The sequence below is a fragment of the Paraburkholderia ultramafica genome, from assembly GCF_902859915.1.
Classification (GTDB): Bacteria; Pseudomonadota; Gammaproteobacteria; order Burkholderiales; family Burkholderiaceae; genus Paraburkholderia; species Paraburkholderia ultramafica.
This window is the reverse complement of sequence record NZ_CADIKK010000024.1, coordinates 44,220-60,784: the sequence shown is the minus strand read 5'-3', so window position 1 is coordinate 60,784 and position 16,565 is coordinate 44,220. Positions and strand designations below refer to the sequence as shown.

At 62.0% G+C, this 16,565-nt stretch carries 13 protein-coding genes and 3 pseudogenes; 8 read left to right on the top strand and 8 right to left on the bottom strand.

The window, feature by feature from the left end; translation table 11 throughout:
* Window positions 1-27 precede the first annotated feature (27 nt).
* The 6 genes and pseudogenes from HV744_RS23785 to adh form a co-directional block, all read left to right on the top strand.
* Window positions 28-1,386, top strand: a complete 1,359-nt coding sequence (locus HV744_RS23785; protein WP_175151843.1) for a Rieske 2Fe-2S domain-containing protein — start codon at window positions 28-30, stop codon at window positions 1,384-1,386.
* Window positions 1,383-1,871, top strand: a complete 489-nt coding sequence (gene benB, locus HV744_RS23780) for a benzoate 1,2-dioxygenase small subunit (RefSeq protein WP_175151842.1) — start codon at window positions 1,383-1,385, stop codon at window positions 1,869-1,871. The genes HV744_RS23785 and benB overlap by 4 nt, the downstream gene beginning before the upstream one ends.
* Window positions 1,872-1,910: 39 nt before the next feature.
* Window positions 1,911-2,933 (top strand): benzoate 1,2-dioxygenase electron transfer component BenC, encoded by a 1,023-nt coding sequence (gene benC / locus HV744_RS23775; protein WP_175151841.1) that lies wholly within the window; start codon window positions 1,911-1,913, stop codon window positions 2,931-2,933.
* Window positions 2,930-3,706, top strand: a complete 777-nt coding sequence (benD, locus tag HV744_RS23770) for a benzoate diol dehydrogenase BenD (RefSeq protein ID WP_175151840.1) — start codon at window positions 2,930-2,932, stop codon at window positions 3,704-3,706. The genes benC and benD overlap by 4 nt, the downstream gene beginning before the upstream one ends.
* Window positions 3,707-4,037: 331 nt before the next feature.
* Complete coding sequence (locus HV744_RS23765; protein WP_175151839.1) at window positions 4,038-4,778, top strand: hypothetical protein; 741 nt, start codon at window positions 4,038-4,040, stop codon at window positions 4,776-4,778.
* 34 nt (window positions 4,779-4,812) lie between these two features.
* A pseudogene (gene adh / locus HV744_RS23760) lies at window positions 4,813-6,189 on the top strand (aldehyde dehydrogenase); the annotation flags it as partial.
* 114 nt (window positions 6,190-6,303) lie between these two features.
* On the opposite strand, the gene HV744_RS23755 reads toward adh, so the two are convergent.
* The 3 genes from HV744_RS23755 to HV744_RS23745 form a co-directional block, all read right to left on the bottom strand.
* Window positions 6,304-7,110: a sulfite exporter TauE/SafE family protein gene (locus tag HV744_RS23755; protein ID WP_175151838.1), complete on the bottom strand. Its 807-nt coding sequence runs from the start codon at window positions 7,108-7,110 to the stop codon at window positions 6,304-6,306.
* 85 nt (window positions 7,111-7,195) lie between these two features.
* The gene (locus tag HV744_RS23750) at window positions 7,196-8,863 is read right to left on the bottom strand and encodes a bifunctional protein tyrosine phosphatase family protein/NAD(P)/FAD-dependent oxidoreductase (RefSeq protein ID WP_175151837.1); all 1,668 of its coding nucleotides are present in this window, start codon (window positions 8,861-8,863) and stop codon (window positions 7,196-7,198) included.
* Window positions 8,864-8,903: 40 nt separating this feature from the next.
* Window positions 8,904-9,794: an MBL fold metallo-hydrolase gene (locus tag HV744_RS23745; RefSeq protein WP_175151836.1), complete on the bottom strand. Its 891-nt coding sequence runs from the start codon at window positions 9,792-9,794 to the stop codon at window positions 8,904-8,906.
* Window positions 9,795-10,160: 366 nt separating this feature from the next.
* Between HV744_RS23745 and HV744_RS23740 the strand changes: the two genes are divergently transcribed.
* Window positions 10,161-11,450: a sigma-54 interaction domain-containing protein gene (locus HV744_RS23740; protein WP_425497817.1), complete on the top strand. Its 1,290-nt coding sequence runs from the start codon at window positions 10,161-10,163 to the stop codon at window positions 11,448-11,450.
* Between the two features lie 83 nt (window positions 11,451-11,533).
* Here the strand turns inward: HV744_RS23740 and HV744_RS23735 are convergent, their stop codons facing one another.
* Both HV744_RS23735 and HV744_RS23730 read right to left on the bottom strand, forming a co-directional pair.
* Complete coding sequence (locus tag HV744_RS23735) at window positions 11,534-11,950, bottom strand: MFS transporter (RefSeq protein WP_175151834.1); 417 nt, start codon at window positions 11,948-11,950, stop codon at window positions 11,534-11,536.
* A gap of 140 nt (window positions 11,951-12,090) precedes the next feature.
* Window positions 12,091-12,438 (bottom strand): annotated as a pseudogene (locus HV744_RS23730) (MFS transporter); the annotation flags it as partial.
* A 287-nt stretch (window positions 12,439-12,725) separates the two neighbouring features.
* On the opposite strand from HV744_RS23730, the pseudogene HV744_RS23725 reads away from it, so the two are divergent.
* Window positions 12,726-12,887 (top strand): annotated as a pseudogene (locus HV744_RS23725) (helix-turn-helix domain-containing protein); the annotation flags it as partial.
* A gap of 127 nt (window positions 12,888-13,014) precedes the next feature.
* Here the strand turns inward: HV744_RS23725 and HV744_RS23720 are convergent.
* The 3 genes from HV744_RS23720 to HV744_RS23710 all read right to left on the bottom strand — a co-directional run bounded on the left by HV744_RS23720 (window position 13,015) and on the right by HV744_RS23710 (window position 16,552).
* Window positions 13,015-14,313, bottom strand: coding sequence for an L-fuconate dehydratase (locus HV744_RS23720; RefSeq protein ID WP_175151833.1), 1,299 nt, complete (start codon window positions 14,311-14,313; stop codon window positions 13,015-13,017).
* Between the two features lie 181 nt (window positions 14,314-14,494).
* Complete coding sequence (locus HV744_RS23715; RefSeq protein ID WP_175151832.1) at window positions 14,495-15,436, bottom strand: ABC transporter substrate-binding protein; 942 nt, start codon at window positions 15,434-15,436, stop codon at window positions 14,495-14,497.
* 90 nt (window positions 15,437-15,526) lie between these two features.
* Complete coding sequence (locus HV744_RS23710; RefSeq protein WP_175151831.1) at window positions 15,527-16,552, bottom strand: ABC transporter permease; 1,026 nt, start codon at window positions 16,550-16,552, stop codon at window positions 15,527-15,529.
* Window positions 16,553-16,565: the final 13 nt, after the last annotated feature.

The window sequence follows — 16,565 nt, the reverse complement described above, 5'->3', positions numbered from 1 at the left end:
CCTGGAGCACGCGTTGGGAGAGCACACATGTCCGCCATTATCGACAAAGCCAGGCAGCTGGATGAACTGCTGCACACCGCCGTTCAGGATGACAAGCAGAACGGTGTATTCCGTTGCCGCCGCGACATCTTCACGAACGCCGATTTGTTCGAGCTCGAGATGAAGCACATCTTCGAGAGCAATTGGGTCTATCTCGCGCATGAAAGCCAGATTCCCGACAACAACGACTACTACACCACCTGGATTGGCCGCCAGCCCGTGGTGGTGACTCGCGACAAGAGCGGCGAACTGCACGCGGTCATTAACGCCTGTGCGCACAAAGGCGCGATGCTGTGCCGGAAGAAGCATGGCAACAAGGGCACCTTCACCTGCCCGTTCCATGGCTGGAGCTTCGCCAACACCGGCAAGCTGCTGAAAGTGAAGGACGTGAAGACGACCGAATACCCGGTGCAATTCAATACCAACGGCTCGCACGACCTGAAGAAAGTCGCTCGCTTCCAGAGCTATCGCGGCTTCCTGTTCGGCAGCCTCAACGCGGACGTGCTGCCGCTGGAGGACTACCTTGGCGAGACCAAGGTCATCATCGACCAGATCGTCGATCAGGCCGCCAACGGGCTGGAAGTGTTGCGCGGCAACTCCTCGTATATCTACGACGGCAACTGGAAGATGCAGATGGAGAACGGCTGCGACGGCTACCACGTCAGCACCGTGCACTGGAACTATGGCGCGACGATGGACCGTCGCAAGGTCGATGGCACCAAGGCGGTGGATGCGAATAGCTGGAGCAGGTCGGTAGCCGGCGTGTACGGGTTCGACCATGGCCACATCCTGCTCTGGACCAAGACGATGAACCCGGAAGTGCGGCCGGTCTATCAGTACCGCGACGAAATCAAGGACCGGGTTGGCGAAGCAAAGGCGGACTTTATCGTCAATCAGACTCGAAACCTGTGCCTCTATCCGAACGTGTTCCTGATGGACCAGTTCAGCACCCAGATTCGCGTGGTACGCCCACTCGGCGTAGACAAGACCGAAGTCAGCATCTTCTGCTTTGCGCCGAAGGGTGAAAGCGCAGCCGACCGCGCGAATCGCATCCGCCAATACGAGGATTTCTTCAACGTCTCGGGCATGGGCACCGCGGATGACCTCGAAGAGTTCCGCGCTTGCCAGGCTGGCTATGCCGGCACTACCGCGCTGTGGAACGACCTTTCGCGCGGGGCGCCGTTGTGGGTCGACGGTCCCGACGCGAATGCGAAGAGTATGGGACTCAAACCGCTCATCTCAGGCGAGCGCAGCGAAGACGAGGGCCTGTTTGTGTGCCAGCACGAATACTGGGTGCACGTGATGCGCGACGCACTCAAAAAGGAACAAGAGGAGGCGCTGGCATGAGCTTCGATTACCAGAAAATCTGTGCGGTGCTGTACCGCGAAGCGCGTCTGCTCGATGACCGTCAATGGGACGACTGGCTTGCCTGCTATGCCGAGGACGTCACCTACTGGATGCCGGCGTGGGATGACGACGACCAGCTCACCGATGACCACGAGAGTCAGATCTCGTTGATGTACTACCCGGACCGCGGCGGCCTGGAAGACCGGGTGTTCCGCATCAAGACCGAACGCAGTGGCGCTTCGATGCCGGAACCGCGTACCAGTCACAACGTCACCAATGTGGAAGTGCTGGCCGAGCGCGACAACGAAGTGGACGTGCGCTACAACTTCAACACGTTCAGCCACCGCTACAAAGACACCGACCAGTTTTTCGGCACGATGTTCGTGACGCTGAGAAAGGTCGACGATGAACTGTTGATTTCCTATAAGCGAATTGTGCTGAAGGACGACTACATCCGCCAGGTGCTCGACGTCTATCACGTTTGATGTCGAGCATCGGAGGAAACTGGAAGTACAGGAGGCAAGATGTCCAGCTACAACATTGCACTGAATTTCGAAGACGGCGTGACCCGCTTCGTCACATGCAAGGCGGGCGAGAAGGTGCTTGATGCCGCCTTTCGCGCAAAGATCAACCTGCCGATGGATTGCTCCGACGGCGTGTGCGGTACCTGCAAGTGCCGCGCCGAGAGCGGAAGTTACGACCTGGGCGATGATTACATCGAAGATGCGCTGAGCGAGGATGAGAAGGACAGTGGTCTGGTACTCACCTGCCAGATGGTACCGGAAAGCGACTGTGTGATTGCCGTGCCGGCGTCTTCCACTGCGTGCAAGACTGAGCAAAGCAAGTTCGCCGCGACCGTATCGAAAGTCGAACAGCACAACGATGCGGCCGTCGTGCTCGAATTGAATGTGGATGCGACCGCGCCGGTATTTCTGCCGGGTCAGTATGTGAACATCGACGTTCCCGGCAGCGGTCAGCATCGTTCGTATTCGTTCTCATCGGCGCCGGGTGAATCGACAGTCAGTTTTCTGATCAAGAGAATCACCGGCGGAGTGATGAGCACCTGGCTCGAATCCGCCCTGCCAGGCAACAAGGTGGAACTGACTGGGCCGCTCGGCAGTTTCTATCTGCGCGCGGTGGAGCGGCCCCTGCTCTTCCTCGCTGGTGGCACAGGCCTGGCGCCATTCCTGTCGATGCTCGAAGTTCTGGCGCGCGCCGATTCTCAGCAGAAGGTCCACCTGATTTATGGCGTGACGCGAGATCTCGACCTGGTGCAGGTCGATGCAATCGAAGCCTACGTGGCGAAGTTGCCGAATTTCAGCTACACCACGGTCGTGGCCGATGCGGATTCAAACCACCCCCGCAAGGGTTGGGTGACGCAGCACATGCCGGCCGAATCCTTGAATGATGGCGACGTCGACGTTTACCTGTGCGGGCCGCCGCCGATGGTCGATGCGGTGCGTAGGCATTTCGACGACAACGGCGTGAAGCCGAACAGCTTCCACTACGAGAAATTCACTCCCAACGCCGCACCGAGGACCACATGAACACGCAACGATTTGCTGGCAAGGTCATGATTGTCACCGGTGCTGCACAGGGCATTGGTCGCAGCGTGGCGCTGCGTGCGGCCGCCGAGGGTGCCAAGGTGCTGTTCGTCGACCGCGCCGACTTCGTTTCCGAAGTTGCCGCCGAGGCGAACGGCGCGGACACGGCAGGGTTCGTCGCCGACCTCGAGACGTACGAAGGCGCGGCATCGGCGATGGCCTTTGCGGTGCGCAAGTTTGGCGGCATCGACATTCTGGTCAACGGTGTCGGTGGCGCGATTCGCATGCGCCCGTTCGCCGAGTTCGAGCCTGCACAGATTGATGCGGAAATTCGCCGCTCACTGATGCCGACGCTGTACGCCTGTCACGCGGTGCTGCCGCACCTGCTCAAGCGAGGCGGCGGAACCATCGTCAACGTCTCGTCGAATGCCACGCGCGGTATCCGCCGCGTACCGTATTCGGCGGCCAAGGGCGGTGTCAACGCGATTACGCAGTCACTGGCGATGGAATACGCCGAGCACAACATCCGCGTGGTTGCCACCGCGCCGGGCGGGACCGACGCGCCTGCGCGACGCGTCCCGCGCAACACGGCTGGCGATAGCGAGCAGGAAAAAGTCTGGATGGGCGAAGCGGTCCAGCAGGTCACCGAATCGACCTTCTTCAAACGCTACGGCAGCCTCGACGAACAGGTCGCGCCGATTCTGTTCCTCGCTTCGGACGAGGCGGGCTATATCACCGGCACAGTGTTGCCGGTCGCCGGCGGTGACACGGGCTGACCCTTGAATGCCTTGAGCCAACTGAACAACGAGGCGAGGCTGTCCCGACACTGGCTCGCAGAATAGGCCGCGAGGAGTATCAGAGCGTATGCGGTTCGATATCGGCATTACAGCGATTCGCCGAAGCAGTACGTCTGTGCACAGAGAATCAGAACGACTCCACCCCGCACCGGTCATCGGCGGCCAACCCGGCTGGCCGGTTACGCCGGTGTTTTATTCCAAACCACACGGCACGCCTTCCCCGCACGAAACGGGAGCACCTTGCTCACCAGAATGCGGTCGGCAAGGTGGCGGACGGCACGTCCGTCGCTAGTGCGAATTGAACACTCAGATGCAATCCGTTCTGCGCCGTTTGCAACTCGGATCGGGTGTGGTGTTGCTCATCTATCTCCTTCTCCACCTGGTCAATCATGCACTCGGGATCTGGTCACTCGATCTTGCCGGACACGGTCTCGCATTGGCGCTGCGACTCTGGCGAAGCACACCTGGCACGATTGCGCTGTACGGTGCGGCGTCGCTGCATTTTGCGCTAGCTGTGCACACGATATACGGGCGCCGTCACTGGACGCTGCCACCCGCCGAATGGATCCGCCTCTGGGCAGGCCTTAGCCTGCCGCTGCTGCTCATACGCCATGCGGTTACAACGCGACTCGCGTCCTCACTCTATGGTTTCGAGCCTGACTATGAACGTGTCGTGATCGTGCTGCTCACGAGCGGCACGCAGGGCTTGCAACTTGCTCTGCTCGCGCCCGGCTGGATCCACGGATGTCTCGGACTGTGGTTCCGATTGCGCCACTATCCGTTGGCTCGCCGCGTGAAGCCCGCCCTGTTGGCGCTAGTCGCCCTGTTGCCACTGCTGTCCGCGGCGGGCTTTATCCGGATGATGCACGCCGTCGAGGCAAAGAGCTTCACACTTCCAGCAGTCGATCCGAAACTGGTTGCGCATCAATTCACCCTCGATGCCTGGCGTCACAATCTCGTCACCGTGTACCTGTCCGTGATCGTCAGCGCTTTCATCGCAGGCCAATTACGCAATGGGTTTGAACGTCGAAGATTGCAGAAAAAATGCTGAATACCTGTCCCTCCCCAGACACCGCTCGACCGCATCGATTCCACGTTCGAGCGAAGAAGATATCGAACTCGCTCTCGATGCCGCCCACCGGGCGAAAAAAGCCTGGGCCGATACCGCACCGGGGGTGCGCGCAAATATTCTGAACCGCATTGCAGACCGCATGGAGCACAACCTGTCGCGCATCGCGTTCGCTGAATCGATCGACAACGGCAAGCCGATTCGCGAAACGCTCGCCGCAGACATTCCGCTGGCGATCGACCATTTCCGCTATTTCGCCGGCTGCATCCGCGCACAGGAAGGCAGCATCTCCGAGATCGATGCGGATACCGTCGCCTATCACTTCCACGAACCGCTTGGTGTCGTGGGTCAGATCATTCCGTGGAATTTCCCGATTTTGATGGCGGTGTGGAAGGTTGCCCCTGCGCTGGCTGCTGGCAACTGCATTGTGCTGAAACCCGCTGAACAGACGCCTGCGTCGATCCTGGTGCTGATCGAGCTGATCCAGGACCTGTTGCCGCCTGGTGTGCTGAATGTCGTCAACGGGTTTGGCCTCGAAGCCGGTAAGCCGCTTGCTTCGAGCAAACGCATCGCCAAGATCGCGTTTACCGGCGAGACCTCAACGGGCCGTCTGATCATGCAGTACGCGAGCCAGAACATCATCCCGGTAACGCTCGAACTCGGCGGCAAGAGCCCGAACATTTTCTTCGCCGACGTGGTCGATCACGACGACGGATACCTGGACAAGGCACTCGAGGGCTTTGCGATGTTTGCGTTGAACCAGGGTGAAGTGTGTACGTGTCCGTCACGCGTGCTGATCGACGAAAAGATCTACGACCGCTTCATGGAGCGCGCGTTAAAACGCGTGGCCGCGATTACACAGGGGCATCCGCTCGATCCAAAGACGATGATTGGTGCGCAGGCCTCGCAGGAACAACTGGAGAAAATCCTTTCATATGTCGATCTCGGCAAGCAGGAAGGCGCCGAGTGTTTGATCGGCGGTGAACGCAACAAGCTGAGTGGCGAGTTGAGCAAAGGCTACTACGTGAAGCCAACGGTGTTCCGCGGCCACAACAAGATGCGTATCTTCCAGGAAGAAATCTTCGGACCGGTGGTGTCGGTCACAACGTTCAAAAGCGAACAAGAGGCGCTCGAAATCGCCGACGATACGCTCTACGGTCTGGGCGCAGGCGTATGGACGCGCGACGGCACACGCGCCTATCGCTTCGGCCGGCAGATTCAGGCGGGCCGGGTGTGGACGAATTGCTATCACGCCTATCCGGCGCATGCCGCGTTCGGTGGCTACAAGCAATCGGGCATCGGCCGCGAGACGCACAAGATGATGCTCGATCACTACCAACAGACCAAGAATCTGCTCGTCAGCTACAGCGAACAGCCGCTGGGATTTTTTTAACGCGCACTGGTCCGCGGTGGCATGAGGGCCGCCGTGGACACAGGGTTGATCCTCGAAAAACTGTGCGAAAGTTTTAACTTGAGAATGCCCGCGCGCATTCACCCCTCGCCCGCCTCACCAGCCAAGCGCGGCCTTCACCAGCAACCCCAGCGCCACGCAGATCAACGCGCTCGCAAACCCCACCTGCACATGCAGCGCGGACAGTCGCTGCGACACGAGGCGGCCCACTACCATCCCCGCCGCTGTCGTCAGGCTGAACCATAGCGTCAGTTCGAGCGGCAGCGTGGTGCCATGCAGGATCGTCGAGACGACCCCGCCGCTGCCGACCAGTGCGATGACCATCAGCGACGTCGCGACGATGCCATGCATCGACACATTGGTGAGCTTGCGCAGCATCGGCACGATGATGAAGCCGCCGCCCACGCCGAGCAGTCCCGTCATCAGCCCGGTCAGCGCGCCAGTGGCCGCGAGCGCGACGCCGGTCGTCCACGACCAGACCAGCCGGCCGGTGTCGGGATTGATGCGGCCGACGCACAGCCGCGAGTCCTCCCTTTCCGACTGCCCGTGCCGCAATGCTTGCGATAACAGGCGCACGGCCACCACCAGCATGACGATCGCGAAGAGCGTCAACAGCACGCGCTGCGACAAGGCGTGAGCGATGCGCACGCCCAGTGAAGTTAGCGGCACGCCGGCGGTGGCCATGAAGAACGCGGCCCGGTAGCGCACCAGCCGCCGCCGGAATGCTTCGAGCGCGCCGATGGCCGCGCTGCCCGCCACGGCGACTAGCGCAACGGGCGTCGCCTGCTGCATCGGCCAGCCCATTCCAACCACCAGCGCCGGCACAGCCAGGATACCGCCGCCCGCGCCAGTCAAACCGAGCACCGCGCCAACGATGGCGCCAAGAAGTAGTGAAGAAAACATCAACGATCCGACAGAGTGCGAGCGAGTGCTTCGTTACCGCGTTACCGCGTTACTGCGTTACTGCGTTACCGCATGCGTTGGCGCATCAGCCCGTGAGTTCGGGCCGCGCGAACCACTCGTGTCCCTTGAGCATCGCCTGCCAGTAAAGCGGCGGCAGAATGCGCTCCTTCAATAGCCACGCGAGGCGCGAAGGACGCTTGCCGTCGATCAGCCAGGTCGGCAGCGTCGGCGCAACCTTGCCGCCATAGAGGAATTCGGCGAGCACGATCTTGCCGCGCTCGACGGTCAGCGGACACGATCCGTAGCCGTCATACATCGCTTCGCCGTGCACTTTGCCGAGGCCCGCGAGCACGTTATGAGCGACCGCCGGAGCCTGCTTGCGCGCAGCCGCGGCGGTCTTCGCATTCGTCGTGTTCGCGACGTCGCCGAGCGCAAAGACGTTGGCGTAGGTTTTGTGACGCAGCGTCGCCGGATCGACGTCGACCCAACCGGCCTTGTCCGCCAGCGGGCTCACGCGGATGAAGTCGGGCGCCGTCTGCGGCGGCACCACGTGGATCATGTCGAAGTCCCGCGTGACTGACTCGACGCTGCCGTCTTCGCGCGCGCGGCTGAAGATCGCACGTTTGCCCGGACCGTCTATCGCGCTCAGGTTGTAGCCGAAGTTCAGCGCGATGTCGTAGCGCTTCACGTACTCCATCAAGGCCGGCACATAGTCGGCGACGCCGAACAGCACGGCTCCGGCATTGAAGAATTCAACGTCGATCTGTTCGAGCCGGCCCGCGCGCCGCCAGTGATCCGCCGACAGATACATCGCTTTTTGCGGCGCCCCGGCGCACTTGATCGGCATCGGCGGTTGGGTGAAGAGCGCACGGCCGGCCTGCAGATCGCGCACGAGCCGCCACGTATAGGGCGCGAGATCGTACCGATAGTTCGAGGTCACACCGTTGCGGCCGAGCGTTTCCGGCAAACCTTCGATCGCGTTCCAGTCCAGCTTCAGTCCGGGGCAGACGATCAACGCTTTGTAGTTCACGACGCGGCAGCCTTCCAGAACGACCGCAGAGCGCCGCGGCTCGAACGCCGCCACGCCGGCCTTGATCCAGTGGACCCCGCGCGGCAGGACAGCCGCCATGTCGCGAGCCGTGGTGGCGGGTTCGAACACGCCGGCTCCGACCATGGTCCAGCCCGGCTGGTAATAGTGCGTGCCGGCCGGATCGATCACCGCGATGTCGAGGCCGCGCTCGCGCGCCAGCAGGCTCGACGCCGTCGCGAGGCCGGCGGCGCCCGCACCGACGATCACGACGTCGTAACTGGCCACGGCGGTGTCGACCGGCAGCTTGCCGCCGTTGGCGATACGTTGCACGAGGCCCGTCAGGTCATAGCCCGCTGCGTTGCCGATCGCGACGATCTCCGGCAGCGTCCGGTTCGGCGCTTCGGCAAGCGCCCACAGCGTCGCGGCGCGCATGCCCGTGCGGCAATACGCGAGCACCGGCGCCGGCAGTGTCTGCATCAGCTCGCCGAACCGCGCGGCGTCGGCATCGCCGACCTTGCCGGATTCGATCGGCAGATAGCGCGCGTCGATGCCGTGTTCGCGGGCCGCCGCTTCGATCTCGCGGAAGCCGGATTGGTCGGGGCCTTCGCCGTCGGGCCGATTGCAGACGATCGCACGAAAACCCGCTGCGGCGATCGCAGGCAAGTCGGACGCGCTAATCTGCGACGCGACGGCCACACTGGCCGTCAGTTTCCTGAATTCCATCAAACTTCTCCTGGGGTTGCCGTCCACGGTGCGTGCCGGCTCAGATCGCGTTCAGCGGAATCTTGATGTAGGACACACCGTTATCGTCCGGCTCGGGTAGATGCCCGGCGCGCATGTTGACCTGGACCGACGGCAGCATCAGCACCGGCATGTCGAGCGTGGCGTCGCGTGCGGTGCGCATCGCGACGAAGGCTTCCTCGCTGGTGCCTTCGCGGACGTGGATGTTTTGCTCGCGCTCCTCGGCGACCGTGCTGACAAACCGCACTTCGCGGCCGCCCGGCTGGTAGTCGTGGCACATGTACAGCCGGGTGTGCGCCGGCAGGCTCAGCACCTTGCGTATCGAGCGGTATAGCGTGCGGGCGTCGCCGCCCGGAAAGTCGCAGCGCGCGGTGCCGTAGTCCGGCATGAACAGCGTGTCGCCGACGAAGGCCGCGCTCTGCGCGCCGTCGCTGACCACATACGTCATGCAGGCCGGCGTATGGCCCGGCGTATGCATCGCGCGCACCTGCAGGCCGCCGATGGTGAAGGTTTCGTCATCAACGAGCAGGCGGTCGAACTGGCTGCCGTCATGCGCGAAGCCGGATCCGGCGTTGAACAGCTTGCCGAACGTGTGTTGCACGCGCGTCACGTGCGAGCCGATTGCTATCGTGCCGCCGAGTTTTTCCTTGAGGTAAGGCGCGGCGGACAGATGGTCCGCATGCACGTGGGTTTCGAGCAGCCACTGCACGTTCGCGCCCAGCGCTTGAACGCGGGCGAGGAGCTGATCGGCGGTCGTCGTGCCGGTGCGTCCGGACTTCGGGTCATAGTCGAGCACACTGTCGATCAGCGCGCAGTCGAGCGTGCGCGTGTCCAGCACCAGATAGCTGATGGTCCAGGTACCGGGGTCGAAGAAGCCTTCGACGAACAGGGGACTCGCGGTATTCAATTCCATCTCCTTAAAGCCGAATCGGTCTTTGCGCGACATCAAAGCGGGCGACTTAAACAAGAACCGTGCCGGTGCTGGCGCGGCTCGGTCGCGCTCGCGTAGCTATTTGATTTGTATCCGGTTTTCGCTGCCGGGCGGCGAGGCTGTCCGAACCGGGCGAGCCGTCGTGAGCCTGAGGGCTGCCATTTGTGGCAGTGATTTGACAGTTCTGGCAGTCATGGCAGTCATGGCAGAGTCGACGTATAGTGACGGTCTGCCGGAACTGCCACTATGAAATCCCCTGAATCATTCGTCTCCCCAATCTCTTCCGGTCCCGCCGACGCGCCCGATGTCGCTGCCCTCGTCTCGTATATCGAGCACGACGCCCAGCCGATGATCGTGCTCGAACCCGGGTACCGGATCCTCGCGGCCAATGCCGCGTATCGGCGTCAGTTCGGTATCGCCGGCGAGCCGCACGTCGGCCGCAAGTGCTACCAGGTATCGCATCACTACGACGTACCGTGCGATCAGGCGGGCGAACATTGCCCGATGAAGCGGGCGTTCGAGACACGCGGCCCGGACCGTGTGCTGCACATTCATCACACGCCGCGCGGGCCTGAGCATGTCGACGTCGAACTGCGGCCGATATTCGATGGGCAACAGAAGGTGGTCGCGTATGTCGAGCGGCTCTCGACGGTTCGCAGCGCCTCGGCCAAACCGAGCGCGCAAGGACTGGTCGGCCGTTCGACGGCGTTCAACGCGGCGCTCTCGGCACTGCATCGCGTCGCGCCTTCGATGCTGCCGGTCCTGCTGCTCGGCGAATCCGGCACCGGCAAGGAATTGTTCGCGCGTGCGCTTCACGAAGCGAGCGAGCGCGCGGGCAAGCCATTCGTGGTCGTCGACTGCTCGGGCATCACCGATAGCCTGTTCGAGAGCGAACTCTTCGGCTATGAGAAAGGCGCGTTCACAGGCGCGGTCGCGCGCAAGCCCGGCCTCGTGGAGACGGCTCAGGGCGGGACGCTGTTCCTCGACGAACTCGGTGACGTGCCGCTGTCAATGCAGGTCAAGCTGCTGCGTCTGATCGAGTCCGGCACGTTCCGGCGCGTCGGCAGCGTCGAGACGTTGCGCGCGGACTTCCGGCTGGTGGCGGCAACCCACCAGCCGCTGCGCGACATGATCGACGACGGGCGCTTTCGCCAGGATCTCTACTACCGGATCAGCGCGTTCCCGATTCGCCTGCCCGCGGTGCGGGATCGCGCCGATGACATCGCATTGCTGATCAATTCGATCCTGCAGCGCATTGGCCACGCGCAGAACGCGGCGCCCGGCGCGGCAGGCCGCAAGCTCAGTGTTGCGGAGGATGCGCTCGAACGACTTGAGGCTTATTCATGGCCGGGCAATATCCGCGAACTGCGCAACGTGCTCGATCGCGCGTGCCTGCTGGCCGATGACGGTGTGATCCGTGTCGAGCATCTGCCGGACGAGATAGCGGCGGGTGTGTGGTCGCATTCGGGGGCTCCGGTGGGATCGACCTGGAATACGGCACGCGGCGAACCGGATGATCGTGAGTTAGCGAGGCTGGTGGCGGAGTTTTCCGGCACACGCAGCGCGCTTGCCCGGCATCTGGGGATGAGCGAGCGCACGTTGTATCGTCGAATGAAGGCTCTTCGGTTGGGGGGATGATTGGGCAATCCTGGTCTCGGGTGCGAAGTGACGCCGACGCACTTTACCTGTGTGGCAGACTGGCCCGCGGGCGGAACCCAGCGTCACGCATCCCGCCCCCGCAAGCGCGGCGTCCGCGTGATCACGAGCAACAACACCGCCCTACAGGCGAACAGCGCCGCGAATGTATAGAGCCCTGCGTCCATGCTGCCGGTTTTCGTCTTCAGCCAGCCGATCACCACGGGACTGATGAAGCCGCCCAGCAATCCGATGCTGCTGATCGTCGCAATGCCGACCGCCGCGCCGGCCGTTCCCGACAGATACGCGGAAGGAATCGCCCAGAACAGCGGCACGGTCGCGAAGATGCCGCCCGCGGCGATACAGAGCAACGCGAACGACAGCATCATGTTCGTCCCCGCGAGCGGCAACATCATCAACGCCGCGGCGCCGGTCAGCGCGGCGATTGCCGTATGCCAGCGGCGTTCGCCCGTGCGATCGGAGTGTATGGACGTGCAGATCATCGCGACCGCGGCCACGGCATTCGGGCCGGCCGCGTACAGTCCGACGTGCGCCACGTCTTTGAGCAATTTCGGGGATGATTTTCATAGAGGTGCCTCGTTTCCTTATGGGTCGTCAACGGTTGTTTCGAGCGGTCCTTCAGCAGTGCAATGATCCCCACGCCCACCGCCATCAGCGAGATCGTGACCACCAGCGCGGACTTGCGCCCGTGACGGTCCGCGTAATTGCCGAGAATGATGCCGCCGAGCGGCCTGGTCAGAAAGCCCACGCCGAAGGTCGTCCAGGCCGCCAGCAGCGACGCGGTGGCGTTGTCGCTTGGGAAAAACTGCTTCGCGATGATCGCGGCAAAAAACGAGAAGACGGTGAAGTCGAACCACTCAAGCGCATTGCCGATGGTTGCAACCACAATCACACGCGCGTCGAACGGTCTCGCACCCGCGGTGATGAGCGGCAACGTATCAGATTCGCGTCGTTGAACGGATACATCCATTCCTGTCTCCTTGAGCACGGCAACCAGTCTGTTTTCAGGCGAACCACGACGGGCTGCCGGCACCTGAATACGGTGCCGGCCAGTTCAAGCCGAGAGGCGTGATACCGCTTGGTTGCTTGATGCCTCATTGTCCATAGCCGTTATCATCAAAGAAAGCTAAAATTTCCTGTTCTTCGCTTCAAAAAATTTGATGTATCAGCCGTGCCTGGATGCTTGCGGGCGCATTCGTTTCCGCTGTCGTCGAGGTCGAATTGAGCACGTTGCGATTTCTCTGAACCTTTGTCGCCGTGGCTCGCCACGGCTCGTTTGCGGTGGCCGCCGAGCAGATGGCGCTCACGCAGTCGGCGGTCAGCATGCAAATGCGTGCGCTCGAAACCGAGTTCAAACACGAACTCTTCGACCGCTGCGGCCGCACGGTGATGCTCAACGCAATAGGCAAAAGCCTGCTGCGTCGGCATGCTGGAACGCGCGCAGCAGTTGAAGGAAGTGATCTGAGCGCGAGCGGGTGAGCGGCTCTGGTCGAGCGTAAAGCGGCCGCGTGGCCAGTGTTCGTATCGACCAGATCCTGTTTCCGCTTCACACCCGCCACACCGCCCCATCAGGAAAGTCGTGCTGTTCGAGCGACGCCGCCTTCATTTCGATGCTGTAGCCCGGACGTTCCGGCGGCATATAACGGCCGTTGCGGATCACGACAGGATCGACGAAATGCTCATGCAGATGATCCACGTATTCGAGCACCCGGTTTTCCAGCGACGCCGACACGCAGATATAGTCGAACAGCGAAATATGCTGGACGTACTCGCACAAGCCGACGCCGCCCGCGTGCGGACACACCGGCACGCCGAATTTCGCCGCCATCAGCAGCACGACGATCACCTCGTTCAGACCGCCCAGGCGGCAGCTATCCACCTGGCAGAAGTCGATCGCATGCGCCTGTAGCAACTGCTTGAACATCACACGGTTATGGCAGTGCTCGCCGGTCGCCACGCCGATCGGTCGCAGCCGCTGGCGGATCGCCGCGTGCCCGAGAATGTCGTCGGGACTGGTCGGTTCCTCGATCCACCACGGATCGAATTGCGCGAGGCGCCGCATGTTCGCGATCGCTTCATCGACATCCCACACCTGGTTCGCATCCATCATCAGCTTCAGGTTTTCGCCGATTTCCTCGCGCAGGATGCGGGCTCGACGCATATCTTCTTCAATATTGCCACCCACCTTCTGCTTGAAGTGCGTCCAGCCCTGCGCGACGCCTTCACGAGCGAGCCGGCGGATCTTGTCGTCGTCATAGCCGAGCCAGCCGGCCGACGTCGTGTAGGCCGGAAAGCCGTGCGCGCGCATTTCCTGTTCGCGCTCGCTCCGGGTCGTCGCGTGACGATGGAGCATCGCGATCGCTTCATCCGGCGTGATCGCATCGGTCACATAGCGGAAATCGAGGCAACGCACGAGTTCTTCCGGGCTCATGTCGACGAGCAGCTTCCACACCGGCTTGCCTTGCGCTTTTGCCCACAGATCCCAGGTTGCATTCACCACAGCCGCGGTCGCCAGATGAATCGCACCCTTGTCCGGGCCGATCCAGCGCAACTGGCTGTCGGATGTCAGCGCGCGCCAGAACGCGCCCATGTTCGCGGCGATATCCTCGAGCGTTTTGCCGACGATCAGCGGCGCAAGCGCCTGCACTGCACTCACGCAGATCTCGTTGCCTCGCCCGATCGTGAAGGTGAGGCCATGACCGGTGAGCCTGTCCGGCGAATCCGTTGCGAGCGTCACGTAGGTCGCGGAGTAATCCGGCGCAGCGTTCATCGCATCGGAGCCGTCGAGTGAACGCGAGGTCGGAAACCGGATGTCCCGGACGGACAGCTTGGTGATCGTCGTCATCTGAACACGCTCCTGGGCCACAGCTATCGGCTTCCGCCTATCGGACCTGCGAGCGATGGTGGAACGGATCGGTGCGTTGCACTTTCAACGTACAGCCTTTTTCGTCACGAAGGATGCGGGGGGCTTAAAGGGGAGGAAGGGCTACTCGCCCTTCCCGCCCGTCGCGCATCTGTGGCGACGATCAGTCATAGAGCACGGCGGCGATCTTCGGATCGTTCATATTGCTCTTGTCGTACCAGAAGAAGCCCGTGTCGATTTTCATCGGCAACTTCTCGCCCTTCAGCGCCTTCACCGCGGAGTCGACGGTGCACTTGCCGATGCCGACCGGATTCTGCGTGATGGCGCCGAGCATCAAGCCCGAAGTGATGTCCGCTTTTTGCTCCTTGCCGGAGTCGAAGCCGATCAGCACCAGTTTCTTGCCCGACTCCCTGACGCCGATCGCAGCGCCTTCCGCCGAGCCTTCATTGGCGCCGAAAATACCCTTCAGACCGGGATTGGCCTGAATCATCGCCTTGGCGATTTCCGCCGACTTCAAATGGTCGCCGCCGCCATACTGCACGGAGACAATCTTGATGTTCGGATGCCTGGCCTTCATCTGATTCAGGAAACCGTCGCGGCGATCGATACCCGTGCGGCTGGTCTGGTCGTGCACGATCACGGCGACTTCACCGGCATTGCCGATCGCCTCGGCCATCTTGTCAGCGGCGAGCGCGGCGGCGGCCAGGTTGTCGGTCGCGCAGGTCGTCAGCGGAATATCGCTGTCGACGCCCGAGTCGAACGCGATGACCGGTATTTTGGAGGCCTGCGCTCTTTTCAGAAGCGGGATGGCCGCCTTGCTGTCGAGCGCGGCGATGCCGAGCGCCTGGGGCTTCTTGGCCAACGCGGCCGACAGCATGTCGATCTGCTTGTCGACCATCGCCTCGGTTTCCGGACCCTCGAATGTGATCCTGACACTGTGCCCCTTCGCCGATTGTTCGGCGCCGGATTTGACCGCCTGCCAGAACTGGTGCTGGAAGCCTTTCGAAATAAGCGGGATATAGACGTCATCCGCGTGTGCAAGATTCGCCCCGCCAATCAGAGCGCCCAGGCCGACCACGACGCCGAATATTCTTCGCTTCAACATGGAATTTCTCCTCCTAAGGTGGACCATCAACCTTCAGCCGCTGGGGAAGCCTTTTTGCGCTCCCCTTCTTTGAAATTGTCCGGCGCAGCGTCAGCTCTTCCTGCGTCGCAGGATATCGGCATAGACCGCGAGAATGATGATGAGGCCTGTCACAACGATCTGCCATTCCTGAGCGACGGACATGATGCGCAGGCCGTTGGTTAGCACGCTCATGATGAAAGCCCCGATGATCGTGCCGAGAATCGTGCCCGAACCGCCGCTGAGCGACGTGCCGCCGATCACCACAGCGGCGATCGCTTCGAGTTCATAGCCCTGGCCGAGCGCCGGCTGGGCCGAATTCAGCCGCGACGCGATGAGCAGCCCGGCGATGCCGCAAATGGCTCCGCTCAGGCCGTAAATGGCGATCTTCCAGCGGTCGACATTCACGCCGGAAAGTCGCACGGCTTCTTCGTTGCTGCCGAGCGCAAAGGTGTAACGGCCGAGCGCGGTGCGATTGAGCGTGATCGAACTCACGACCGCAAGAAAAAACAGAATCAGGACCGCGTTCGGAATGGGCAGGCTCGGCACGATATAGCCGATCAACGAATCCTGCGAGATCCGGTAGAAGTTCTCGGTGTCGGTGAAATAGATCGGCTTGTCGGCCGAGACGACGAGCGAGAGCCCTTTAAGCAGCATCATCATGCCCAGGGTGGCGATGAAGGGCGGTATTTTCATCTTCGCCGTGAGGGTTCCTGAAATGGTCCCGCAGAGCGCGCCCGTGCCGATCGCGGCAACCACGCCGGCCCACATCGGCAAATGCCAGAAGCTGAGAAACACGCCGCAGATGACCGCCGTGAAGGTCATCAGCGTGCCCACGGACAAATCGATGCCGCCGGTAATGATGACGAACGTGCAGGCAATCGCAAGCACGCCGTTGACCGCGGTCGCCTGCAGAATGCCGAGCATGTTGTCCATCTGCATGAACGCCGGCGACGCGAAGCTGAAAAAGATCAGCATCAGGATCAGGCTCGCGAAGGCGAGCAGCTTCTGCAAAGCGGTCGGCGAAAAGACGCGAGCCCGCAGGCCGGAGGCGCGTCCTTCCCGCGCGAGCGCCGATGTATCCGATGGCAAAGTCATATTGATCGCTCGA

Bases quoted from the DNA above. Each gene is read 5' to 3' on its own strand.
- HV744_RS23785 (WP_175151843.1), top strand. From the start codon at position 28: ATGTCCGCCATTATCGACAAAGCCAGGCAGCTGGATGAACTGCTGCAC.
- benC (WP_175151841.1), top strand. From the start codon at position 1,911: ATGTCCAGCTACAACATTGCACTGAATTTCGAAGACGGCGTGACCCGC.
- HV744_RS23765 (WP_175151839.1), top strand. From the start codon at position 4,038: ATGCAATCCGTTCTGCGCCGTTTGCAACTCGGATCGGGTGTGGTGTTG.
- HV744_RS23740 (WP_425497817.1), top strand. From the start codon at position 10,161: ATGATCGTGCTCGAACCCGGGTACCGGATCCTCGCGGCCAATGCCGCG.
- HV744_RS23745 (WP_175151836.1), bottom strand. From the start codon at position 9,794: ATGGAATTGAATACCGCGAGTCCCCTGTTCGTCGAAGGCTTCTTCGAC.
- HV744_RS23755 (WP_175151838.1), bottom strand. From the start codon at position 7,110: ATGTTTTCTTCACTACTTCTTGGCGCCATCGTTGGCGCGGTGCTCGGT.
- HV744_RS23720 (WP_175151833.1), bottom strand. From the start codon at position 14,313: ATGACGACGATCACCAAGCTGTCCGTCCGGGACATCCGGTTTCCGACC.
- HV744_RS23710 (WP_175151831.1), bottom strand. From the start codon at position 16,552: ATGACTTTGCCATCGGATACATCGGCGCTCGCGCGGGAAGGACGCGCC.
- benB (WP_175151842.1), top strand. From the start codon at position 1,383: ATGAGCTTCGATTACCAGAAAATCTGTGCGGTGCTGTACCGCGAAGCG.
- benD (WP_175151840.1), top strand. From the start codon at position 2,930: ATGAACACGCAACGATTTGCTGGCAAGGTCATGATTGTCACCGGTGCT.
- HV744_RS23735 (WP_175151834.1), bottom strand. From the start codon at position 11,950: ATGATCTGCACGTCCATACACTCCGATCGCACGGGCGAACGCCGCTGG.
- HV744_RS23715 (WP_175151832.1), bottom strand. From the start codon at position 15,436: ATGTTGAAGCGAAGAATATTCGGCGTCGTGGTCGGCCTGGGCGCTCTG.
- HV744_RS23750 (WP_175151837.1), bottom strand. From the start codon at position 8,863: ATGGAATTCAGGAAACTGACGGCCAGTGTGGCCGTCGCGTCGCAGATT.